This is a genomic window from Amycolatopsis azurea DSM 43854 (genome assembly GCF_001995215.1).
In the GTDB taxonomy this organism is placed as follows: Bacteria; Actinomycetota; Actinomycetes; order Mycobacteriales; family Pseudonocardiaceae; genus Amycolatopsis; species Amycolatopsis azurea.
Genome location: NZ_MUXN01000006.1, coordinates 118,392 through 141,003, shown reverse-complemented (window position 1 = coordinate 141,003; position 22,612 = coordinate 118,392). Strand labels below are relative to the sequence as shown.

The window sequence follows — 22,612 nt, the reverse complement described above, 5'->3', positions numbered from 1 at the left end:
TCGGTATGGGAACGGTGCGCCGCGGTACACGGCGCACCGTTCGATTCCTTCAGTTCAGCGGCTCAGGGGAGCCTGTTCACGAGATGGCCGGGGGCTCCGGGATCTTGTAGCCCGACGGGCCGACGTTCTTCTCCAGAGCAGCCTTCCAAGCACCGTCCTGCTGCATCTTCTTGATCGCGTTGTTGATCGCGGTGACGCTCTCGGTGTCGTCCTTCTTCAGGCCGACGCCGTACTTCTCGTCGGTGAAGCCCTTGCCGACCAGCTTCAGCTTGCCGGGCTGCTGCACCGCGTAGCCGGCGAGGATCACGTCGTCGGTGGTCATCGCGTCGACGGTCTTGTTGAGCAGCGAGGTGACGCAGTCGGTGTACTTGCCGCGCTCTTCGAGCTGAACTTCCTTGGCGTACTTTTCCTTGACGTTCTGCGCCGGGGTGGAACCCTTGACCGAGCAGAGCTTCTTGTTGCCGGTCAGCGACTCCGGGCCGGTGATGTCGGTGGAGTCGGCGCGGACCAGCAGGTCCTGGTGGGCGATGAAGTACGGGCCCGCGAAGGACACGTCGTTCTTGCGCTTGTCGGTGATCGAGTAGGTGGCGACGATGAAGTCGACCTCACCCTTCTTGATCAGGTCCTCGCGCTGCGCGGACTGCGCTTCCTTCCAGGTGATCCCCGACTCTTCGACGCCGAGCTCCTTGGCGATGTACTTCGCCACGTCGACGTCGAACCCGGCGTAGGTGCCGTCGGCCTGCTTCTGACCGAGACCGGGCTGGTCGAACTTGATGCCGATGGTCAGCTTCTTGTCGTTCTTGGCCTTCGCCACCAGGTTCTTGGCGCCGCTGGAGCCGCTGCCGGTGTCGGACCCGCCGCCACCGCAGGCGGTGAGGGCGAGACCGGCCGCCACGACGGCCGCGCTCATACGCAGAACTCGGTTCAACCGCATTGTTCTCAGTTTCCTTCCGAATCTTGTCCAGCCATACCGGCCGGCGGGGAAGTCCTCAGTGGGTCAGGATCTTGCCGAGGAAGTCCTTGGCACGGTCCGTCTTCGGCTTGGTGAAGAAGTCGTCCGGGGTGGAGTCCTCGACGATCTCGCCGTCGGACATGAACACCACCCGGTTCGCCGCACGCCGCGCGAAGCCCATCTCGTGGGTGACGACGAGCATCGTCATGCCGTCCTTCGCGAGCGTGGTCATCACGTCGAGGACCTCCTGGACCATTTCCGGGTCCAGCGCCGAGGTCGGCTCGTCGAACAGCATCACCTTGGGGCGCATGGCCAGCGCGCGGGCGATCGCCACGCGCTGCTGCTGCCCGCCGGAAAGCTGCGCCGGGTACTTGTCGGCCTGGTTGGCGATGCCGACGCGTTCCAGCAGGTCCATCGCGGTCTTGCGGGCTTCGGCCGAGTTGACCTTGCGGACCTTCATCGGCGCGAGCATGACGTTCTCGACGATCGTCTTGTGCGCGAACAGGTTGAACGACTGGAACACCATGCCGACGTCGGCGCGCAGCGCGGCCAGCGCCTTCCCCTCGGCGGGCAGCGGAACGCCGTCCACCGCGATCTCGCCGGAGTTGATGGGTTCCAGCCGGTTGATCGCCCGGCACAGCGTCGACTTGCCAGACCCGGACGGCCCGAGCACGACCACGACCTGCCCACGCGGCACCTCGAGGTTGATCTCCTTGAGCACGTGCAGGTCGCCGAAGTACTTGTTCACGGCGGCCGCCTTGATCATCGGCGCCGCCACCTCCGCGGTCATCTGGCCTCCAGGAGCGTTCGTTTGCAGGGGACTGCGGGGTCAGGCACCACGCGATGGCGGAAACCTACTCCCGTCGGACCGCTTGTAAAGACGGCTTGACCAATACTTAGGGTTTCAAGTCCGTATCGTTCTCAAGCCACCGGACGGCCCGATCCGCCGCCGTCCGGCGCTGATCAGCCTAGACAAGGCAGGGGTGTCCCGTAACCGGGGTCACACAAGATCTGTGACGCATCGTGACCATTACCGCCTGCGACGAGTCCCTCACAAGGCCGGGACGGGCAGCGCGAGGGGTGACTCACCCCATAGAGTCGTTCTCCAAGTCGTCGCGGTGCGGGGACGGCGTGAAAGGGAAACACGGGTGCGGGTACTGCTGGTGGAGGACGACGACCGGGTCGCGGGCGCCTTGACGCCCGCGCTGGCCCGGCGTGGCCTGACGATCAAACGCCTGGCCTCCGGCGCCGGGGTGCTCGACCTGGTGCACGAGGTCGACGTGATCCTGCTCGACCTGGGGCTGCCCGACATCGACGGGATCGTGCTGTGCCGCCGGATCCGTGCGGTCAGCGACGTCGCGGTGATCGTCGTTTCGGCGCGGGGCGAGGTCGACGACCGGATCCAGGGCCTGCGGTCCGGCGCCGACGACTACCTGGTGAAGCCCTACGACGTCGACGAGCTCGTCGCCCGGGTCGAGGCCGTGCGCCGTCGCCGCGGTGAGCGCCCGGCCGCGCCCGAACCGCCGGGCGTCATCCGGGCGGGTGATGTCTCGGTCGACATCGGGCGCCACGAGGTGCAGGTCGAGGGCCGACCGGTTTCGTTGTCCCGCAAGGAGTTCCAGGTACTCGCGCTGGTGGTCACCGCCCGCGGCGCGGTCTGCGCCCGTGACCACGTGCTGAACGAGGTCTGGGGGCATCGGGGACCCGCGGAGAGCCGCTCGCTCGACGTCCACGTCGCCACCCTGCGGACCAAACTGGGCAGGCCCGCGCTGATCGAGACCGTCCGCGGCGTCGGGTACCGCCTCGGCGGCGCCTACGGCCCGGCCGAAGAGGGCTGAGCCGGTGCGCGTCCGGCTCCAGGCGATCGTGCTGACGCTGGTCGCGGCGCTCGTGTTCGGTCTGGGCATCCCGCTCGCGCTCAGCGTGGCGGCCAGCGTGCAGCTCGACCTCTTCCTCGACCGGCTCACCGACACCTCCCGGTTCGCGTCGCTGGCCCAGCGCACGCTGGTGGAGAACCGGCCGGACCTGATCGTGGACGAGCTCCGCCGCTACACCGAGGTCTACGGGGTGCCCGTGGCGATCGCCGACCAGGACGGCGAGGCCGTGGCCCGAGGGCCCTGCGAGGTGGGGATCGATCTGAAAGACCCCGTCATCGCCTCGCATCTGCAGGAAGCGCTGGCGGGACGGCGTTCCGAGCCCGGACCGCTGCTGATGCCCTGGACCACCGAGCCGCTGGTGCTGGCCGAGCCGATCCTGATCGACGGCGAGGTGCGGGGCGCGGTGATCACCGTGTCCTCGACCGGCAAGGCCCGGACCGAACTGCTGTGGTGGTGGCTGCTCATCGCGGCGGGCGCGGTGCTGGCCTTCGGGTTCGCGCTGCTGGTCGCGGTGCCGGTGGTGCGCTGGATCCTGCGGCCGGTCCGGCGGCTCGACGACGCCACCGGCGCGCTGGTCGCGGCCGTGGTCAGCGGCCGCGAGGTGATGCGGGTGGAGGAGTCCGGCGGGCCTCCCGAACTGCGCCAGCTCGAACGGTCCTTCGACCGGATGGCCGCCAGCGTCGACGAGGCGCTGTCGGCGCAGCGCGCCTTCGTCGCCGACGCCTCCCATCAGCTGCGGAACCCTTTGACGGCGTTGAAGATCCGGCTCGGCAACCTCGACGGGCACGTCGACGACGACCTGGCCGCGGCCGATCTCGAAGCCGCCGTCGTCGACGCCCGGCGGCTCAACCAGATCCTCGACGAACTCCTTTCCCTGGCCCGCGCCGAGGCCTCGGGCGGCGAACTGGTGCCGGTCGGGATCGACGAGGTGGTGGGCGCCCGGGTCGCCGACTGGACCGTGGTCGGCGCGGCGCGCGACATCTCGCTGGTCGCGTCCGGGCTGGGCGGCGGGCTGCGGGTGCTCACGCCCGCGCGCGGCCTCGAAGTGGTCCTGGACGCGCTGCTCGACAACGCGCTCAAGTTCACCGAGCCGGGGACCGAGGTCCGGGTCGCCGTCGTCGTCGTGGAAGGGAAGGTGGAGATCGCCGTCCGCGACCACGGGCCCGGCCTCCGCGACGACGAACTCGACCGCGCGGCGGACCGGTTCTGGCGCAGCACCGCGCACCAGAACGTGCCCGGATCCGGCCTCGGCCTGGCGATCGTCACCGAGATCATGGTCCGCTCGGACGGCTCGCTGCGGCTGGGCTCACCCGAGGGCGGCGGCCTCGAAGTGACCGTGACCCTGCCGGTCGCCGCTCCTGGCGGTGTTAGTCCTTGAGTGACCGGAAGTACCGCAGCGCCCCGGGATGCAGCGGCAGGGGAGAGGTCTCGATCGCGGGATGGACGTCGATCGACAGTGCCGCCCCGGCCGCCTTGACCAGCTGATCCCGCGCGTCGAACAACCCGCGTACCAGCGCTTCGGCGACGTCGTCGCGCATCGACGTCGGCACCACCAGGAAGTTCGGCAGGACGAGCGTGGTCACCGGCTCCGACAGGTTGTAGGCCGTCACCGGGATGGTCGCCGTGCGATACACCGGGCTGGAGGCCCGCAGGGCGTCGGCGAGGTCGGTGATGTCGAGCAGCCGCACGCCGAACGTCTGGACGGCCTCCGTGATCGACGGCGTCGGCACCCCACCGGACCAGATGACGGCGTCGATCTGCCGGTCCTTCAGCGCGGGCAGCGCTTCGTCGATCCCCAGGTTGCGCCGGTCGATCGCGCCGGTGAGCCCGGACGCCGTCAGCAACTGTTTCGACAGGAATTCGACGCCGGAGTCCGGTGAGCCGATCGCGACCTTCCGCCCGCGGAGTTGGGCGAACGACTTGATCGGCGAGTCGGCCCGCACGATGACGTGCAGGTAGTCGTCGTGCACCCTGGCCAGCGCGGCCAACCCGGCGCTCTTCGCGGCGGCGACGTCGGCGGCCACGAACGCGACGTCGGCCTTGCCCGCGCGCACCCGGTCGATGTTGTCCGGGGAGCCGTGCGTCTCCTGGATCTCCGGCCGCGTGGTGTCCAGCTGCGCGGCCCACGCGTCGGCCAGCGCCTCGGCGAGTTTGTCGTAGACACCGCCGTTGAGCCCGGCCGCGATCCGCACCTTCGTCCCGGACAGATCCGGTCCGCACCCCGTGACCAGGGCGCAGACGACGGCGATCACCACCGCCAGTACCCCTGGTCGCCTCATGAGGGTCGATCGTGCCATGGAACCCCGCCCGCGTACCCTCGAAGGCGAGATGAGCGCGCGCACTTACCAGATCCGCACCTTCGGCTGCCAGATGAACGTGCATGACTCCGAACGTCTTGCCGGGCAGCTCGAGGACGCCGGCTACGTCCCGGGTGACGGCGAGGCCACACCCGACCTGATCGTGTTCAACACCTGCGCCGTGCGGGAGAACGCGGACAACAAGCTGTACGGCACCCTGGGGCACATCCGGCCGCAGAAGACCGCGAAACCGGGCATGCAGATCGCCGTCGGCGGCTGCCTCGCGCAGAAGGACCGCGGCGAGATCGTCAAACGCGCGCCCTGGGTCGACGTCGTGTTCGGCACGCACAACATCGGCGCGCTGCCGACGCTGCTGGAACGCGCGCGGCACAACGCCGAGGCCGAGGTCGAGATCCTCGAATCGCTCGAGACCTTCCCCTCGACGCTCCCGGCGAAGCGCGACTCGGCGTACGCGGGCTGGGTGTCGATTTCGGTCGGCTGCAACAACACCTGCACCTTCTGCATCGTCCCGGCACTGCGGGGCAAGGAGCGTGACCGCCGCCCCGGCGAGATCCTGGCCGAGGTCGAGGCGCTCGTCGCCGAAGGCGTGCTCGAAGTGACCCTGCTCGGCCAGAACGTGAACTCCTACGGCGTCGAATTCGGCGACCGGCTCGCGTTCGGCAAGCTCCTGCGGGCCTGCGGTTCGGTCGAGGGCCTGGAGCGCGTCCGCTTCACCTCGCCGCATCCGGCGGCGTTCACCGACGACGTCATCGACGCGATGGCCGAGACGCCGAACGTGTGCCACCAGCTGCACATGCCGCTGCAGTCCGGCTCGGACCGGGTGCTGCGCGAGATGAAGCGGTCCTACCGTTCGACGCGCTACCTCAAGATCCTCGACCGCGTGCGCGAATCGATGCCCGACGCCGCGATCACCACCGACATCATCGTCGGCTTCCCCGGCGAGACCGAGGAAGACTTCCAGGCGACGCTCGACGTCGTCGCGCAGGCGCGGTTCTCCAGCGCGTTCACCTTCCAGTACTCGATCCGGCCCGGCACGCCCGCCGCCGAGATGGACGGGCAGCTGCCGAAGGAGGTCGTGCAGGAGCGCTACGAACGGCTCGTCCGGCTGCAGAACGACATCTCCTGGGACGAGAACAAGAAGATCGTCGGACGGCGCGTCGAGCTGCTGGTCGCCTCCGGCGAGGGTCGCAAGGACACCGAGACCCAGCGCATGAGCGGCCGCGCCCGCGACGGCAGGCTCGTCCACTTCACGCCGACGGGGTCCCTGGTGGACCGGTCGGTGCGGCCGGGCGACGTCGTCGAGACCGTGGTGACCTACGGCGCTCCGCACCACCTGGTCGCCGACGGTGATCTGCTGTCGCACCGGCGCACCAAGGCGGGCGACAACTCCGAGGCCGGGCTCCGGCCGAAGACCAACGGCGTGACACTGGGCCTGCCGGGCTTCGGCGCCCCGGCCGTCACGCCGGAACCGGTGAGCGGGTGTGCACTGTGACCGAACCGAAGAACCACCCCGAGATCGACGAACTCGCCGCCGAGATCGACGAAGTCGGCCAGCGCGCGGCCAAGACGATCGAGCTGGGCAGGCGCGGGTTCTCCATCGCCGTGCTGGTGTTCGTGCTGCTGATCGCGCAGCTGCTGCCGTGGGTCGGCGAACACGCCGGCTGGGAGGTGCTGCTCGGCCGGGGCGGCGGGATCCCGCAGCTGTTCGCCGCGACCTCCACCGGGATCGGGGTGTTCGCCGGTGCCGTCGCGCTGGTGACGCGGCGCTGGTGGCTGGCCTGGGTCTGCGCCGCGGGCGGCTGGTTCGCCTCCGTGGACGGCATGCTCGCGATCTGGTCCCAGCAGTCCTCGCACGCGACCGGCGCGGCCGGTGGCGGTCCGGGCTTCGGGATGCTCCTCGCCTGGTTCGCCACCGTCGCGCTGGCCATCTACTGGATGCGGGCCGCGTTCTCGCGGAGCTAAACGACCACGACGCCGAAGACGCTCGACGTCGCGCTGGCGTAGAGCGTGGTCTCCGGGTGGTACACCCGCAGCGTGAGCGAGGCCTTGACGCTGAAGCTCAGGCTGAGGGAGAAGCTTCCGTTGGGCCTGCAGGAGCCGTTGCTCAGGTCGACCCAGACGCCCGCGACGAGCTTCTGGACGATGATGAGTTCCAGGGCGTCGGCCGCGTCCCTGCCGTCGTCCGCGACGACGTCGAGGCGGCCCTTGAGTTTGGTCTCCTCGCCGACCTTGACCTTGCTCTTGTCGGCCTTCGCCTCGAGTTTGACCTTTTTCTTCTTGTAGACGCTCGTTTGCTCCGACGAGGTCGGCGACGCTGGTGACGCGACTGCCGCCGCCGGGACGAGCCCGGCCAGGACGATCCCTGTCACCAGGACGGCGAACGTCTTGGTGATCCGTGAAATCGGCGTGTGGTTCATGCTGGAAGTGGAGCACGGCGGGGCGCGGAGAGCGCCCGAATACGCACGAAGGTGCGAGCCGTCGCTCCACAATGGAGTGATACGCGCGTGGGGCTGAAGGGGACTTTCCCCGCATGTCATGCGACGAAGGCTCCCTTCACCACGTGTCACGCGGTGAAGGGAGCCTTCAGCCCACTAACCAGAGCGCAGGACCTACCGGTCCGCGATGGCCGCTTCGGCCGCTTCGAGCCACTCACGCCACTGAGCGGCCTGCTCGTCGGCCTTCTTCGCGCGCCGCTCGTCACCGGCCGCGCGGGCCTTCGCCGCCTGCGACTCGAACTGCTCGACCCGCTCGCGGAACTGCGCCGCCCTGGCCTGCGCCTCCGGGTCGGTCCGCCGCCACTTGCTGTCCTCGGCCGACTTGACCGCGTCCTGCACGGCCTTCAGACGCCCGTCCAGCTCACGGATGCGCTCGCGCGGGACCTTGCCGATCTCGTCCCACTGCTCCTGGATGCGGCGCAGGTGGTTCTTCGCCGCGTCGAGGTTCGCGGCCGGGTCGATCTTCTCGGCCTCGACCAGCAGCTCTTCCTTCTGCTGCGCGTTCGCCGAGAACTCGGCGTCCCGCTCGGAGAACACCGCGGACCGGCGGGCGAAGAACTTGTCCTGCGCGGCGCGGAAACGCTGCCAGAGCGCCTCGTCGCTGTCCTTGGGCGCGCGACCGGCGGCCTTCCACTCGGTCATCAGGTCCTTGTAGCGGCCCGCCGTGTCGCCCCAGTCCGACGACTCCGCGAGCGACTCGGCCTCGGCGATCAGCTCTTCCTTGCGGTGCTTGGCGCCGGCGCGCTGCTTGTCGAGCTCGGCGAAGTGCGAGCCGCGGCGCCGGTTGAACGCCTCACGGGCCTTGGAGAACCGCTTCCACAGCTCGTCGTCGGTCTTGCGGTCGACACCCTTGACGGTCTTCCACTCGTCCAGGATGGCGCGCAGCCTGTCCCCGGCGGCCTTCCACTGGGTCGACTCGGCGGCGAGCTTCTCGGCTTCGTCGGCGAGGGCCTGCTTGCGGACGACGGCGGCCGCGCGGGCCTCCTCGCGCTCCTGCTTGGCCGAGGCCAGCGCCTTCTCGGCGTGGGCGATGACCTGCTCGATGCGGCCGTTCAGCGCGGCGATGTCGCCGACGACGGCGGCTTCGGCGAGGCCGTCCCGCAGCTGCGTGGCCGTCGCCAGCGCGTGCTTCGGGTCGCCCGCGCCGGACTCCAGCCGCGTCTCCAGCAGCTCGACCTCGGTGCGCAGGTCGTCGAAACGCCGCGCGTAGTGGAGCAGACCCTCGTCCGGGCTCCCCGCCTGCCAGACACCGACCGCACGCTCACCGTCGGCCGTGGTGACGTAGACCGTTCCTTCTTCGTCGACCCTGCCCCAAGCGGACGGGCTGGGTTCGGCGGGCGGCACGGGGGGTGCGGCGTGCCCGCCACCGAGCGCGTGCGGCACCGGGTGCGGTGCCGGGGTACCGGTGGACGTGTTCTCCTGGGCCATCGCAGGCTCCTTATCGCCTGTACGCCCGCTGGCGCGGGCGCCCCGTCTAGCGACGGGGCCGGGTAATGCGTTGCCGTCTTGCTTCGGGGGTATCAACCCCTTGCGGCATTCAAGCAGCTCAGCGTCCACCGTGGAACCAGATGAATCACCAGAGGGCAGTGATCCTACTTCCGGTGGACGCTCCGTGTCGGTCGGTTGCGGGACGTGGATGGCGGGGAAGGTAACGTCGGTGGCCGTGATCCGCCGTGTCGCCGTGCTCCCGCAACCCCCGCTGCTCATCCCCGAACTGGCCGCCGGAGCGGCGGACGAGTGCGCCGAACTGCGCGAAGCCTGTCTCGCCGCCGCACGGCGCCTGACCAGCGCTTCTCCGGATTGGGTGGTCGTCGGCGCGGCCCCGGGCGCCCCCGAGGTGCCGGAACACGCGAGCGGCTCCTTCCGCGGATTCGGCGTCGACCTCGGCGTCTCACTCAGCCGGGTGACGGCGCCCGAAACCGAGCTGCCGCTGCCCGCACTCGTGGCCGGATGGCTGCGCGAAAGGGCGGACGCGTCCTCCGTCCGGGTCCACCTCGTCGACCCCGCGACCACTCCCGGCCAGTGCGAACAGTTCGCCCGTGAGCTGGGAGAGCACGCCGCGGTGCTCGTCCTGGGCGACGGTTCGAGCCGGCACGGGCCCCGCTCCCCGGGCGGTGAAGACGACCGGGCGGAGTTCCTCGACGACCGGGTCCGCGACGCGCTGGCCAGGGCCGACGCCAGGTGGCTCGCCGGGCTCGATCCGGACTTCGCCGCCGAACTCGGGGCGGGCGGCCGCGCGCCCTGGCAGGTCCTCGCCGGGCTCGCGGGGGACGGGGACTGGACCGCCGAGGTCCTCTACTCGGCCGCGCCGTTCGGTGTCGGCTACCACGTCGCGGTCTGGGAGCGGGCGTGATCCGGCCGGTCGCGGTCGTCGGGCCCACGGCGACCGGGAAGACCGCGCTGGCCGTCGAACTCGCTCTCACCCTCGGGGGTGAAGTGGTCAACGCCGACGCGCTCCAGCTGTACCGCGGGATGGACATCGGGACGGCCAAGGCGACCGTCGAGGAGCGGCGAGGCGTGCCGCATCACGTGCTGGACGTCCTCGACGTCACCGAGACGGCGTCCGTCGCCGCGTACCAGCGCGACGCACGCGAGCGCGTCGAAGAGCTCCTCGACGCCGGTCGTGTGCCGATCCTCACCGGCGGTTCGGGTCTCTACGTCCAAGCCGTGCTCGACGACCTCAAGTTCCCGGGCACCGATCCCGCGGTCCGTGCCCGGCTGACCGCCGAAGCCGACGAAATCGGCGTCGCCGCGATGCACGCGCGGCTCACCGGACTGGACCCGATCGCCGCCACGGCCATCCTGCCGACCAACACCCGCCGGATCGTGCGCGCGCTGGAGGTCATCGAGATCACCGGCGAACCGTTCTCGGCGAACCTGCCGAAACCGGGGCCCGCGCGCTACGACACGGTCCTGATCGGTATCGACCGCGAACCCGCCGAACTCGACGCCCGGGTCGACCGTCGGGTGGAGATCATGTTCGAGTCCGGGCTCGTCGGCGAAGTCGAGACGCTGCTGGGGCAGGGACTCCGCGACGGGCTCACCGCGTCGAGGGCGCTGGGCTACCAGCAGGTGATCGCCGCGCTCGACGGCGACGGCGACCTACGCGCCGCCGCCGAGGCGACCGCGCAGGCCACCCGGAGGTTCGTGCGCAGGCAACGGTCCTGGTTCTGGCGGGACAAACGGATCGAGTGGTTCGACGGCGGCTCGGACCGGCTGGCCGAGCGCGTCCTCGAGGTGACGGCCCAGTAATCTGGATGCCATGGGCGGCATCGAATTCCTTAAGGGACACGGCACACAGAACGATTTCGTGCTGCTTCCCGACCCCAACGGCCGCCTCGAGCTGACCGAGGCGCGGGTGGCGGCGCTGTGCGACCGCCAGCGCGGTCTCGGCGCCGACGGTGTGCTGCGCGTCGTGCGGTCGGCCGCACTGGGCCCGGAGGCCGAGGGTTCGGCAGGCGAGTGGTTCATGGACTACCGCAACGCCGACGGATCCATCGCGGAGATGTGCGGCAACGGCGTCCGGGTCTTCGTCCGCTACCTGGTCGACACCGGACTCGTGGCCGAGCGCGACTTCGTCATCGGCACCCGCGCGGGCGACCGGCCGGTCAAGATGCACGCGGACGGTTCGGTGACCGTGCAGATGGGACCCGCGACGATCACCGGGACGTCGGTCACCGTCGTCGCCGGGAAGCCGTTCTCCGGTGTCGCGGTGAACGTCGGCAACCCGCACCTGGTGTCGGTCGTCGAGGACGACGTCGACGAGCTCGACCTGCGTGACCAGCCCGACTTCGACTCCGACGTGTTCCCGGAGGGCGTGAACCTCGAGTTCATCAACCTGCTGGGGGACGACGCGCTGAAGATGCGCGTCCACGAACGCGGCGTCGGCGAGACACGGTCCTGCGGCACCGGCACGGTCGCCGCGGTCGCGGCCGCCCTGCATCTCGCGGGCACCGACACCGGCGAGGCGACCGTCGGCATCCCCGGTGGTCAGGTGGTGGTCGAGATCAGCCGCGGCGCGTCCACACTGACGGGACCGGCGGAGATCGTCGCGCGCGGCGAACTCGACGAAACCTGGTGGTCCGGGCTCGCTTAGCCGACCGCGACCGGCTCCTTGGGCAGGTCGCGAAGTTTCCGGATCGGCGAGAAGACCACCCACAGCACCGCCGCCGCCTCGCCGACCGCGGCGAACCACAGCGTCCCGTGGATCCCGATCGCCTCACCCAGCACGCCGCCGAGCAGCCCGCCCAGCGGCAGCATCCCCCACACCACGAAGCGCACGCTGGCGTTCATGCGGCCGAGCAGCCGATCCGGGCAGACGGCCTGCCGGTACGAGACCTGCGCGACGTTGTAGACGATGATCCCGAACCCCGCGATCGCCAGTGCTGCGGGGAACAGCACGATCCGCCAGCCCGGCGCGGCGAGCGGGAGCAGCAGCTGGAACGGCCAGGTCAGCAGCGGGACGAACCAGATCGACCGCGCCTGCCCGATCCGCCGGGTGATGCGCCCGGCCAGGATCGCGCCGAGGATCCCGCCCACGCCGCCGGTCGCCAGGACGAGGCCGACGACCGCCGGTGACAGGCCGAGTTCCCGGTGCAGGAACAGGATCTGCACGGTGGTGAAGGCGCCGTTCGCCAGGTTGGCCGTCGCGGTGCAGGCGACGATCGCGCGCAGGGCCGGGTCGGTGAACACGAACCGCAGTCCTTCGGCGATCTGGGGGAGCAGCTTCGCGTCCTCGTGCCGCTCGGGCACCTCTTCGACGGTGCGGATCCGCAGCAGACAGAGCGCGGAGGTCAGGAAGCCCGCCCCGGTCATGAGCACGGCGTTGGCCGCACCCGCCAGCTGGACCAGCCCGCCCCCGACGCCGGGTCCGGTCAGGAACGCGACCGACTGACTGGCCTGGAGTTTCGCGTTGCCTTCGAGCAGATGCTCCCGGCCGACCAGCGACGGCAGATACGACTGGTAGGCGACGTCGAAGAACACCGTCGCGACCCCGACGAGCGTCGCGACCACGATCAGCTGCGTCAGCGACAGGGCCCCTGCCCACCACGCCAGTGGAATGGTGAACAGCAGCGCGGCCCGTACGAAGTCGGCCCGCAGCATGAGGGTCCGACGGCGCATCCGGTCCACCCACACCCCGGCGGGCAACCCGATGATCAGGAACGCGATGGTCTCGGCCGCGGTCAGCAGCCCCATCTGGAACGGCGTCGCGGCCAGGACGGTGGCCGCGAGCAGGGGGATCACGGTGTGGCCCGCGAAAGCGCCCAGCTGGCTGGCGGTGTCGCCGGCCCAGAGCCGCCGGAAATCCGCATGGAAGAAGAGGGAGTCTCTGCGCACGACGCCACCTTGGCGTGAGTGATTGGAAACTGTCAATCACTTTCGCCTCTAGGCTGTCGCGGTGCCCACTCCACGACGCGCCGCCACCGAGGCCGAGATCGCCGCCATGGCCTCCGGAATAAGGCTGCGCATCATCCGGTTGACCTTCTCCGAGGCGCTGACCAACAAGGAACTCGCCGGGCGGCTCGATCGCGACCCGGCGACGACGCTGCACCACGTGCGGAAACTCGTCGACACGGGGTTCCTCGAAGCGCTCCCGCCGCGACGCGGCACGCGCGGTGCGAAAGAAATTCCGTATCGCTCGACCGGGTTGTCATGGCATCTTGATTCCCGCGACAGGGGGATCGATCAGGCGATTTTCGAGGCCTATCTGGCCGAAATCGCCGATGTGGGATTCGACGAGGTACAGCAGACGCGCCTGGTCGTCCAGGTACCGGACGAGCAGATCACCGAGTTCGAAACCCGGCTGATGGAGCTGGTCGACGACTTCATGAACCGGCCGGTCGACCCGGACGCGAAACGCACGGCCATCTACCTGTCGAAGTATCCCAGCAGGTAATGAATTCGGTCCCGCCGCCGAAACGTGGGACCATGGAGGCACGATGACGGAACTGACACACAACGATCTGAACGACATGGACCCATCGACCGGCGAACTGGAGCTCGAGGACCGCGCCTCGCTCCGCCGGGTAGCGGGCCTGTCCACCGAACTCGCGGATGTCACCGAGGTCGAATACCGGCAGCTGCGCCTGGAGCGCGTCGTTCTGGTCGGTGTGTGGACCGAGGGCAGCGCCCTCCAGTCCGAGGCCTCGCTCGCCGAACTCGCCCGGCTCGCCGAAACGGCGGGCTCCGAGGTGCTGGAAGGCCTGGTGCAGCGGCGGATCCGCCCGGATCCCGCCACCTACATCGGCTCGGGCAAGGTCAAGGAACTGCGGGAGATCGTCACGGCCACCGGTGCCGACACGGTCATCTGCGACGGTGAACTCTCGCCGGGCCAGCTGCGCCAGCTGGAGGAGAAGGTCAAGGTGAAGGTCATCGACCGCACCGCCCTGATCCTCGACATCTTCGCGCAGCACGCCCGCTCCAAGGAGGGCAAGGCGCAGGTCGAACTGGCCCAGCTGCAGTACCTGATCCCGCGGCTCCGCGGGTGGGGTGCGGCGCTGTCCCGGCAGGCCGGTGGCCGGGCGGGCGGCGCCAACGGTGGTGTGGGTCTGCGCGGTCCCGGTGAGACGAAGCTCGAAACCGACCGGCGGCGGATCAACAAGCGCGTGTCGAAGTTGCGCCGCGAGATCGCCGCGATGGACACCATCCGCGAGACCAAACGCGGTCGCCGGGTGGCCAACGAGGTGCCGAGCGTCGCGATCGTCGGCTACACCAACGCCGGCAAGTCGAGCCTGCTCAACGCGCTGACCGGCGCCGGTGTGCTGGTCGAGGACGCGCTGTTCGCCACGCTGGATCCGACGACCCGGCGGGCGCAGACCCCCGACGGCCGCACCTACACGCTGACCGACACCGTCGGTTTCGTGCGGCACCTGCCGCACCAGCTGGTGGACGCGTTCCGGTCGACGCTGGAGGAGGCGGCGAGCGCCGACCTGCTCGTCCACGTCGTCGACGGTGCCGACCCGACGCCGGAAGAGCAGGTCAACGCGGTCCGCGAAGTGCTCGCCGAGATCACGAAGCGCCGTTCCGAACCGCTCCCGCCGGAGCTGCTGGTGATCAACAAGGCCGACGCCGCCGACGAGGTGTCGCTGGCCCGGTTGCGGCACCAGATGGCCGGTTCGGTGCAGGTGTCGGCGCGGACCGGCACCGGGATCACGGAGCTGGCCGAGGTGATCGCGGAGCGGCTGCCGCGGCCGGAGGTAGTGGTCGAGGCGCTGATCCCGTACTCGCGAGGCGAACTCGTCTCCCGCGCCCACGCCGACGGCGAGGTGCTGGAAGAGGAGCACGTCGAGACCGGCACCCGGCTGGTCGTCCGCGGCAGGCCCGAGCTGGCCGCCGCGCTGAGCGACTTCCAGACGGACGGCTCGGCTCTGTAAGCAAGTACGTGAAGGCCCCCTTCCTTGCGCTAGACGCAAGGAAGGGGGCCTTCACGTGAGTTCCGCCTTCAAACACGCAAGATCCGCTTTCAAGCACGCGAGTTCCGTCTTCAAGCACGCGAATCACACCTCCGCCTTCACCGCTCCCACAGCTCCGCGGCGGAAAAGTGGCCTTCGCGACATTCCGCGCCATCTCGGCGTTCGCACCGAACTGCGCGCCGTCCCGGACGTCTCCGTAGTGTGGGGCTTCAGGGGTTCCACGGTACGGAGGTGGATGTGCGGGGGCTTATCGCGGCGGCGTTCGTGCTGGCGGCGTTCATCGGCGGGACGACTCCCGCCGTGGCACAGGAAGTCCCGGCGCCGCAGCCGGTGTGCAAGAACAGCGACTCCCGGCTCAGCGAACTTTCCGGCCTCGTCTCCGACGGCGAGCACCTGTACGCGCTCAACGACGGCGGCACCAAGACACAGGTCTTCGTCCTCGGCCGTGACTGCAAGGTCCAAAAGGTCATCTCGTCCTCGACGGATCCCTACGACCCCGAAGACCTCGCCCGCACCGCCGACGGCACCTTCTGGCTTTCCGACACCGGCGACAACCGCAAGCGTCGCGACACCGTCGCGCTGATCTCGCTGTCCCCGCAGGGCGAGGCGAAGATCCACCGGCTCACCTACCCCGACGGGCAACACGACGTCGAAGCGCTGATCATGGATCGCTCGGGCACGCCGTACCTGATCACCAAGGACGTGTTCGGCGACGCGAAGGTGTACCGGCCGACCGGTCCGCTCGCGAGCCCCGGCCCGACTCCGCTGGAGAAGGTGGGTTCCTTGCAGATCAAGGAGACTTCGACACCGGGTGGGCCGGTCGGCTCGATCGGGTCGATGACGGTGACCGGCGCGGCGTCGATGGCCGACGGCTCGGTGGTCGCGCTGCGGACCTACACCGACGCCTACCTCTACGCCGTCACCGATGGGGACCTGAAGAGCGCGTTGCAACGCGAACCCGTGCGGGTACCCCTGCCGAACGAGAAGCAGGGTGAGGCGATCGCCTTCGATCCGGACGGGACGCTGCTGTCCGGCGGGGAGGGCGTCGGAGAACAGATCCGCGCGGTGAAGGGCGCGGCGGCGCTCGCCGTGGACGCGGCGAAATCCGAGGGCAGCACGTCGGGCGGGACGTCCGCGGCCGGTGGCACGAGCCAGGGTTCCGATTTCCCGTACGTACAGGTCGGTATCGCCGCGATCGTCGTGATCGGCGGCCTGCTGCTGGTCGGCAAACTCCGCAAACGCCGCGCCTGACGCCTTGTTCTCGAGGTGACCGGCGGACTCGTCTTCCAGGAGCGCGTCAGCGCGACGGAAGACTTCACCGTCGCGCGCCTTCTTTTGGGCCGGAGGCCCACGGAAACGTTTTGCAGGGCGCCGTCCTCGTTGACGTGACCGCCCCGTGGTCCAGCGCCCTGCGAAAGGTTTTCGTTAGCGCGCGGCAGAAATCACAGCCGGCGGAGAACGGCTACGACCTTGCCGAGGATCGTGGCGTCGTCACCCGGGATGGGCTCGTACGCCTCGTTGTGCGGCATCAGCCAGATGTGGCCGTCCTTGCGCTTGAACGTCTTGACCGTCGCTTCGCCGTCGATCATCGCCGCCACGATCTCGCCGGGGTCGGCCGTCGGCTGCTGGCGCACGACGACCCAGTCGCCATCGGTGATGGCGGCGTCGACCATCGAGTCACCGGTGACGCTGAGCAGGAAGAGCTCACCTTCACCGACGATCTCCCTCGGCAGCGGGAAGACGTCTTCGATCGCCTGCTCCGCCAGCACCGGTCCACCGGCGGCGATCCGGCCGACGAGCGGCACGTACGCGGCCTTCGCGGCCGACTGCGGCTGCTCGACGTCGATGCCCATCGGGTTGTCGTCCGTCGTGGCGAGCACCCCCACCGCACGCGGGCGGTTCGGGTCGCGTCGCAGATAACCCTTGCGCTGCAGGGCCTGCAACTGGTGCGACACCGACGAGGTGGAGGTCAGCCCGACCGCCTCGCCGATCTCACGCACACTCGGCGGGTAGCCGAAGCGGCTCACCCACAGTTTGATCACGTCGAGAACCTGCTGCTGACGCACGGTCAGGGTCTCGTCCACCTCGTAGACCTCGGGCAAGGCGCGCACCTTGCCCGAGCCCCTAGGCGCGTTCCCCGCCTTGCTCTCCTTAGCCACCGTCTCGCTCCTTCATCTCTGCGTCGCCTCCCAGTGCGTCCGGTTCCCCGGACCGACTTCGCGTGTCTTCGCCGGTGGCGGACGATCTTCCCCGCCCACGGCACCGGCGGCGTCCGCGCAGCAGACGCCCTGGTCAACGACGTTAGCCCGCCGGGACGACGATTTCAAACATCTGTTCGATGGACACGCCGTGTCGCTCGATTTTTGTCGGTGGGAGGTGGTACACATTCGCACGGGCGTTCGATAGAACGAGTGTTCGATCTTGATCGCCGGGTTCCGGCCCGGCGCCGAGTGCAGCAGGAGTTGCGAGGAGGTTCCGATGTCGATTCTGGCCGATCGAGGACTGGTGCGACCCAGTTCCCCCGGGCCCGTTCCGGCAGGGGTCACCCGGCCCGTGCGGGTGGTGCGGGGCAGGCGTGCCGAGCCCTTGCGCCCGCCGACCAGGGCGCGGGTCGTGGCGGGACGCCGTCCCGGCGTGGCGACCTCCTCCCCGGCGTGCCCGGCACCCCGGCGGCTGCCGCTCCGGTGGCCCTCGCTCGTCGGAATGGCGTTGCTCGTCGCCGGGATCATCACCGGATTGGGTCTGTTCTTGGCGGGTGTCCCGGGCGCCGCGGTACCCGAACAGACCACGACGGTGTCCGTTTCCGCGGGGGAGACGCTCGCGGACATCGCGGCGCGATTCGCGCCAGGCAGTGACACTGGCGCGGTCATCGACAAGATCAAGCAGCTCAATTCCCTGGAAGACGCCGTTCTCGTGCCCGGACTGCCGCTCACGGTCCCGGTCGCGGCCGGCGTCGCGGAGGGTGGGAGGTGATCCCGGGGGCCGCTCTCACCCGCCGTGGGTGACCTCCCCGTTCGTGTCCGATCGACCCGGTCGTTGCGCTTGCGTGCGCCTCACCTGCGATCTAGTCTCCACCGCTATATGTAGTAGTTACATGGCTGTAGTTGGTCCATAGCTTGGGGTAGACTCGGTACCAGTTGTCCACAGCTGGCCGGTGTTCACCCACCGGATGTCCACAGATCGATCCACATGTCGATCTTTCCCGTCGTTGCGTGGCGAGGGGGCGGGCGTCCATTCGGGATCGGCCGGCGCGGAGGGGAAGGTGATCGGCGGATGAGGTGCCCGTTCTGCCGGCATGCGGACTCTCGGGTCGTCGACTCCCGAGAGGTGGATGAGGGTCAAGCGATCCGGCGGAGGCGCTCGTGCGCCGCTTGCGGCCGGCGCTTCACCACTTCGGAGACGATGGTGCTCGCCGTCGTCAAACGGTCCGGAGTCACCGAGCAGTTCAGCCGGGACAAGGTGGTCCGGGGGGTGCGCCGCGCCTGTCAAGGCAGGCCGGTCGACGACGACGCGCTGCAGCAGCTCGCGCAGCGGGTCGAGGAGTCGATCCGGTCGGCGGGGCTGGCGGAGATCCCGAGTCACGAGGTCGGCCTGGCGATCCTGGGCCCCCTGCGCGAACTCGACGGCGTCGCTTATCTCCGGTTCGCCAGTGTCTACCGCTCCTTCTCCTCGGTCGAGGACTTCGAGAAGGAGATCTCGGACCTTCGTGAGGCCATGGCTGCCACACCGGACGAGAGCGATCAAGACGCGAAAGACGGCTGATGCCGCCTCCCGCGTGGGAGTGAGGGAAAGACCCATGACCGAGACCGTGGGAACAGGCAACCCGGCCACAGCGCGGACGAGTGGGAAGAAGAAGCAGCAGGCCGGTGGGCTCACCGTGCGGCGCGTCTTCACCACCGAGGGCGTCCACCCGTACGACCAGGTCACCTGGGAGAACCGGGACGTCGTGATGACGAACTGGCGCGACGGCACGGTCAACTTCGAGCAACGCGGTGTCGAGTTCCCCGACTTCTGGTCGGTCAACGCGACGAACATCGTCACCAGCAAGTACTTCCGCGGCGCCGTCGGTTCACCCCAGCGCGAGCAGAGCCTCAAGCAGCTGATCGACCGCGTCGTCCGCTCCTACGCCGACGCGGGCCGTGCGCACGGCTACTTCGCGAGCCCCGTCGACGCCGAGGTCTTCGAGCACGAGCTGACCTGGATGCTGCTGCACCAGGTGTTCAGCTTCAACTCCCCGGTGTGGTTCAACGTCGGCACGACGTCGAAGCAACAAGTCTCGGCGTGTTTCATCCTTTCGGTTGACGACACCATGGAGTCGATCCTCAACTGGTACCGCGAAGAGGGCCTGATCTTCAAGGGCGGTTCCGGGGCCGGCCTCAACCTCTCCCGCATCCGTTCCTCGCGTGAGCTGTTGTCCTCCGGCGGCACCGCGTCCGGCCCGGTCTCCTTCATGCGCGGCGCCGACGCCTCCGCGGGCACCATCAAGTCCGGCGGGGCGACCAGGCGCGCGGCGAAGATGGTCGTCCTCGACGTCGATCACCCGGACGTCGAGGAGTTCGTGCAGACCAAGGCCCGCGAAGAGGAGAAGATCAAGGTCCTCCGCGACGCGGGGTTCGACATGGACCTCTCCGGCTCGGACATCACCTCCGTCCAGTACCAGAACGCGAACAACTCGGTCCGCGTCTCCGACGAGTTCATGCGGGCCGTCGAAAGCGAGGGCGACTTCGGCCTGCGGGCGCGGATGACCGGCGAGGTTCTCGACCGGGTCGACGCCAAGAAGCTGTTCCGCACCATCGCGCAGGCCGCCTGGGAATGCGCGGACCCGGGCTTGCAGTACGACGACACGATCAACGACTGGCACACCTGCCCCGAATCGGGCCGGATCACCGCGTCCAACCCGTGTTCGGAGTACATGCACCTGGACAACTCCAGCTGCAACCTTGCCTCGCTGAACCTGCTCAAGTTCGCCACCGAGGACGGCGGTTTCGACGCGCCGCTGTTCGCGAAGGCCGTCGAGCTGGTCATCACCGCGATGGACATCTCGATCTGCTTCGCCGACTTCCCGACCGAGGCGATCGGCGACACCACCCGCAAGTTCCGCCAGCTGGGCATCGGGTACGCGAACCTCGGCGCGCTGCTGATGGCGCTCGGGCACGCCTACGACTCCGACGGCGGCCGCGCGCTCGCCGCCGCGATCACGTCGCTGATGACCGGTGTCTCGTACCGGCGCTCGGCCGAGCTCGCCGCGGTCGTCGGGCCGTACGAGGGCTACGCGCGCAACGCCGAGGCGCACCAGCGGGTCATGCGCAAGCACGCCGCCGCCAACGACCTGGTGCGGACCTACCACTCGAACGACGCCGACGTCCGCGCGCTCGCGACCCAAGAGTGGAAGCGCGGCATCGAACTGGGCGAGACCAGCGGCTGGCGCAACGCGCAGGCCTCGGTGCTCGCGCCCACCGGGACCATCGGTTTCATGATGGACTGTGACACGACCGGCATCGAGCCGGACTTCTCGCTGGTCAAGTTCAAGAAGCTGGTCGGCGGCGGTTCGATGCAGATCGTCAACCAGACCATCCCGCGCGCCCTGACCGCGCTCGGCTACCAGACCGAGCAGGTCGAGGCGATCGTCGAGTACATCGCCCAGCACGGCCACGTCGTCGACGCCCCCGGTCTCCGGCAGGAGCACTACGAGGTGTTCGACTGCGCGGTGGGGGAGCGGTCCATCGCGCCGATGGGGCACGTCCGGATGATGGCCGCGGTGCAGCCGTTCCTGTCCGGCGCGATCTCCAAGACGGTCAACATGCCGGAGTCGGCGACCGTTGAAGAAGTCGAGGAGATCTACTTCCAGGGCTGGAAGTACGGCCTCAAGGCGCTCGCGATCTACCGTGACAACTGCAAGGTCGGCCAGCCGCTGTCCACCGGCAAGAAGGACAAGGCCGAGCCCGAGGCTGAGAAGGTCGTCGAGTACCGGCCGGTCCGCAAGCGCCTGCCGAAGAAGCGCCCGAGCCAGACGGTGTCGTTCACCGTCGGTGGCGCCGAGGGCTACCTGCACGCCGGGTCCTATCCGGACGACGGGCTCGGCGAGATCTTCGTGAAGCTCGGCAAGCAGGGGTCGACCCTCTCGGGCGTGATGGACGCGTTCTCGATGTCGATCTCGGTCGGCCTGCAGCACGGGATCCCGCTGGAGTTCTACGTTTCGAAGTTCTCCAACCTGCGCTTCGAGCCCGCCGGCATGACCGACGACCCGGACATCCGGATCGCCACCAGCGTCATGGACTACCTGTTCCGCAGGCTGGCCCTGGACTACCTGCCGTACGAGAAGCGTTCGCAGCTCGGCATCTTCACCGCCGACGAGCGCTCGGCACAGGTCGAGGCGACCTACGGCACCACTCCCGCCGCGGAACCGGAGAACGTCGACATCGACGCGCTGCGGTCCACTGTGGACTCTTCGCCCGTGGCTCCCGCCAAGGTGGCGCATTCGACGGCGGAGCTGGTGGAACTGAACCTCGGCACCGCTTCCGACGCGCCGCTCTGCATGACCTGCGGCACCAAGATGCGGCCCGCCGGATCGTGCTACGCCTGCGAAGGATGCGGAGCGACCTCCGGCTGCAGCTAGGTTCACGTGCTGTGCGGGGACGGGGACGCGCCGTCCCCGCATGGCTTGCCATCGGTCTAGTGGCGGAGATTCCTGGCAGCGGCCAGCCCCAGGACCGTGGTGGCTCCCGCTCGCTTGGCCGCGTTGGCGACACCCGCCATCGTGCAGCCGGTGTGATAGACGTCGTCGAGAACGAGGACCGTCCGGCCTTCGAGGTCTTCCTTGACCACGAACTCGTGAAGCAAGGCTTTCCGTTCCTCGGGTGTCATGTTCTTGGCGGGCTTCCGATCCTCGCTCTTCGCTTCGACGGTGGTCAGCGAAATGCCGAGTTCGTGGGAGAGGAGCGTGCCGAGAATGCCGCTGACCGAGCGCTTGGCCCGAGTATGGCCGGGAACGGGGAGGATGTGGGTGGCTTCGTTGAACCACTCGTGCCGGACCACCACGTCACTCAAAGAGTCGCATAACGCCTGTCCCGCACGATTCCACTCTTCTTCCGTGGCGGGGGTGTAGTCCTTGATCTTTCCGATGAGAGTTCCGGTCTCGGTGTGGACGGTCTCGGACGATCCTTCTTCGACCGGACGCCGGTAAAAGTCCAGCGCGATCGCCGCGTCGAGGTAGCCCTGCTGCTCGATCTGGATGACGAGGACCTCTCGCAGGAAGTCCAGGAAGTCGTGCAGTGAACGCTCGGGCTCGAAGTCCATGCGGATCCGGTACGGCCATTCGGCGTCGTGCTTCAGGGTCCCGACGCTCTTGGCCCTGGGCAGCACGCCGAGTACGTGATCGGTGGTGGCAGGGATGCCGCGATATTCGAGGAACCAGGCCGAATCCGACGGCTCCAGCCGCCAGGCTTCAAGGTGCTTCCCGCGGCGATCGGGCCGGTAACGTGGCGTTGTCACAGTGACTCCCCCTGAGATCGTGAACCCTTCAAGCTTGGCACGTAAGATCACTCCAGGGGGTGAAATC

The 22,612-nt window shown here is 68.9% G+C and carries 21 protein-coding genes; 13 read left to right on the top strand and 8 right to left on the bottom strand.

Going from position 1 to position 22,612, the window contains the following annotated elements; genetic code table 11:
* Positions 1-76: 76 nt before the first annotated feature.
* Positions 77-934 (bottom strand): glutamate ABC transporter substrate-binding protein, encoded by an 858-nt coding sequence (locus B0293_RS10265; RefSeq protein WP_005164705.1) that lies wholly within the window; start codon positions 932-934, stop codon positions 77-79.
* A gap of 55 nt (positions 935-989) precedes the next feature.
* Positions 990-1,718: an amino acid ABC transporter ATP-binding protein gene (locus B0293_RS10260; RefSeq protein WP_007029281.1), complete on the bottom strand. Its 729-nt coding sequence runs from the start codon at positions 1,716-1,718 to the stop codon at positions 990-992.
* A 382-nt stretch (positions 1,719-2,100) separates the two neighbouring features.
* Between B0293_RS10260 and B0293_RS10255 the strand changes: the two genes are divergently transcribed.
* Both B0293_RS10255 and B0293_RS10250 read left to right on the top strand, forming a co-directional pair.
* The gene (locus B0293_RS10255; RefSeq protein ID WP_005164702.1) at positions 2,101-2,790 is read left to right on the top strand and encodes a response regulator transcription factor; all 690 of its coding nucleotides are present in this window, start codon (positions 2,101-2,103) and stop codon (positions 2,788-2,790) included.
* Positions 2,791-2,794: 4 nt separating this feature from the next.
* Positions 2,795-4,207 carry a sensor histidine kinase gene (locus B0293_RS10250; protein ID WP_005164700.1) on the top strand — a complete coding sequence of 471 codons (1,413 nt, stop codon included), beginning with the start codon at positions 2,795-2,797 and terminating at the stop codon, positions 4,205-4,207.
* Here the strand turns inward: B0293_RS10250 and B0293_RS10245 are convergent.
* A complete protein-coding gene (locus B0293_RS10245) occupies positions 4,197-5,108 on the bottom strand; it encodes a TAXI family TRAP transporter solute-binding subunit (RefSeq protein ID WP_005164699.1) in 912 nt (303 codons plus the stop codon). The two genes, B0293_RS10250 and B0293_RS10245, sit on opposite strands and share 11 nt — an antisense overlap.
* A gap of 16 nt (positions 5,109-5,124) precedes the next feature.
* Between B0293_RS10245 and miaB the strand changes: the two genes are divergently transcribed.
* Together miaB and B0293_RS10235 are read left to right on the top strand one after the other, a co-directional pair.
* A complete protein-coding gene (miaB, locus tag B0293_RS10240) occupies positions 5,125-6,639 on the top strand; it encodes a tRNA (N6-isopentenyl adenosine(37)-C2)-methylthiotransferase MiaB (RefSeq protein WP_005164696.1) in 1,515 nt (504 codons plus the stop codon).
* Positions 6,636-7,109, top strand: a complete 474-nt coding sequence (locus B0293_RS10235) for an Rv2732c family membrane protein (protein ID WP_005164695.1) — start codon at positions 6,636-6,638, stop codon at positions 7,107-7,109. The genes miaB and B0293_RS10235 overlap by 4 nt, the downstream gene beginning before the upstream one ends.
* Here B0293_RS10235 and B0293_RS10230 read toward each other — a convergent pair.
* Both B0293_RS10230 and B0293_RS10225 read right to left on the bottom strand, forming a co-directional pair.
* Positions 7,106-7,564: a hypothetical protein gene (locus B0293_RS10230; RefSeq protein WP_005164691.1), complete on the bottom strand. Its 459-nt coding sequence runs from the start codon at positions 7,562-7,564 to the stop codon at positions 7,106-7,108. The two genes, B0293_RS10235 and B0293_RS10230, sit on opposite strands and share 4 nt — an antisense overlap.
* 192 nt (positions 7,565-7,756) lie before the next feature.
* Complete coding sequence (locus B0293_RS10225) at positions 7,757-9,070, bottom strand: DUF349 domain-containing protein (protein WP_039919278.1); 1,314 nt, start codon at positions 9,068-9,070, stop codon at positions 7,757-7,759.
* A gap of 235 nt (positions 9,071-9,305) precedes the next feature.
* Here B0293_RS10225 and B0293_RS10220 point away from each other — a divergent pair, with 235 nt between their 5' ends.
* Genes B0293_RS10220 through dapF form a run of 3 tightly spaced genes read left to right on the top strand, consistent with a single transcriptional unit; the run spans position 9,306 to position 11,738 of the window.
* Positions 9,306-9,995: a class III extradiol dioxygenase subunit B-like domain-containing protein gene (locus B0293_RS10220; protein WP_039919285.1), complete on the top strand. Its 690-nt coding sequence runs from the start codon at positions 9,306-9,308 to the stop codon at positions 9,993-9,995.
* On the top strand, positions 9,992-10,894 hold the full coding sequence (gene miaA, locus B0293_RS10215; protein WP_005164684.1) for a tRNA (adenosine(37)-N6)-dimethylallyltransferase MiaA: 903 nt from the start codon (positions 9,992-9,994) through the stop codon (positions 10,892-10,894). The genes B0293_RS10220 and miaA overlap by 4 nt, the downstream gene beginning before the upstream one ends.
* Before the next feature lie 10 nt (positions 10,895-10,904).
* Complete coding sequence (dapF, locus tag B0293_RS10210; protein WP_005164683.1) at positions 10,905-11,738, top strand: diaminopimelate epimerase; 834 nt, start codon at positions 10,905-10,907, stop codon at positions 11,736-11,738.
* Here dapF and B0293_RS10205 read toward each other — a convergent pair.
* Positions 11,735-12,979, bottom strand: coding sequence for an MFS transporter (locus B0293_RS10205; RefSeq protein WP_005164682.1), 1,245 nt, complete (start codon positions 12,977-12,979; stop codon positions 11,735-11,737). The two genes, dapF and B0293_RS10205, sit on opposite strands and share 4 nt — an antisense overlap.
* Before the next feature lie 61 nt (positions 12,980-13,040).
* Here B0293_RS10205 and B0293_RS10200 point away from each other — a divergent pair, with 61 nt between their 5' ends.
* The 3 genes from B0293_RS10200 to B0293_RS10190 all read left to right on the top strand — a co-directional run bounded on the left by B0293_RS10200 (position 13,041) and on the right by B0293_RS10190 (position 16,305).
* Positions 13,041-13,538, top strand: coding sequence for an ArsR/SmtB family transcription factor (locus B0293_RS10200; RefSeq protein ID WP_005164681.1), 498 nt, complete (start codon positions 13,041-13,043; stop codon positions 13,536-13,538).
* A gap of 43 nt (positions 13,539-13,581) precedes the next feature.
* Positions 13,582-15,015, top strand: a complete 1,434-nt coding sequence (gene hflX, locus B0293_RS10195; RefSeq protein ID WP_005164680.1) for a GTPase HflX — start codon at positions 13,582-13,584, stop codon at positions 15,013-15,015.
* Positions 15,016-15,291: 276 nt separating this feature from the next.
* The gene (locus B0293_RS10190) at positions 15,292-16,305 is read left to right on the top strand and encodes an SdiA-regulated/phytase-like domain-containing protein (RefSeq protein WP_005164679.1); all 1,014 of its coding nucleotides are present in this window, start codon (positions 15,292-15,294) and stop codon (positions 16,303-16,305) included.
* A 191-nt stretch (positions 16,306-16,496) separates the two neighbouring features.
* Here B0293_RS10190 and lexA read toward each other — a convergent pair whose 3' ends face one another.
* Complete coding sequence (lexA, locus tag B0293_RS10185; protein WP_037343289.1) at positions 16,497-17,213, bottom strand: transcriptional repressor LexA; 717 nt, start codon at positions 17,211-17,213, stop codon at positions 16,497-16,499.
* 319 nt (positions 17,214-17,532) lie between these two features.
* Here lexA and B0293_RS44230 point away from each other — a divergent pair, with 319 nt between their 5' ends.
* From B0293_RS44230 to B0293_RS10170, 3 genes are all read left to right on the top strand, one after another.
* A complete protein-coding gene (locus B0293_RS44230) occupies positions 17,533-18,027 on the top strand; it encodes a LysM peptidoglycan-binding domain-containing protein (protein ID WP_039919277.1) in 495 nt (164 codons plus the stop codon).
* Between the two features lie 300 nt (positions 18,028-18,327).
* Positions 18,328-18,816: a transcriptional regulator NrdR gene (gene nrdR / locus B0293_RS10175; protein WP_034311932.1), complete on the top strand. Its 489-nt coding sequence runs from the start codon at positions 18,328-18,330 to the stop codon at positions 18,814-18,816.
* A 34-nt stretch (positions 18,817-18,850) separates the two neighbouring features.
* Positions 18,851-21,670, top strand: coding sequence for a vitamin B12-dependent ribonucleotide reductase (locus B0293_RS10170; RefSeq protein ID WP_005164673.1), 2,820 nt, complete (start codon positions 18,851-18,853; stop codon positions 21,668-21,670).
* Between the two features lie 56 nt (positions 21,671-21,726).
* Here the strand turns inward: B0293_RS10170 and B0293_RS10165 are convergent, their stop codons facing one another.
* A complete protein-coding gene (locus tag B0293_RS10165) occupies positions 21,727-22,545 on the bottom strand; it encodes a ComF family protein (RefSeq protein WP_005164671.1) in 819 nt (272 codons plus the stop codon).
* Between the last annotated feature and the right edge of the window lie 67 nt (positions 22,546-22,612).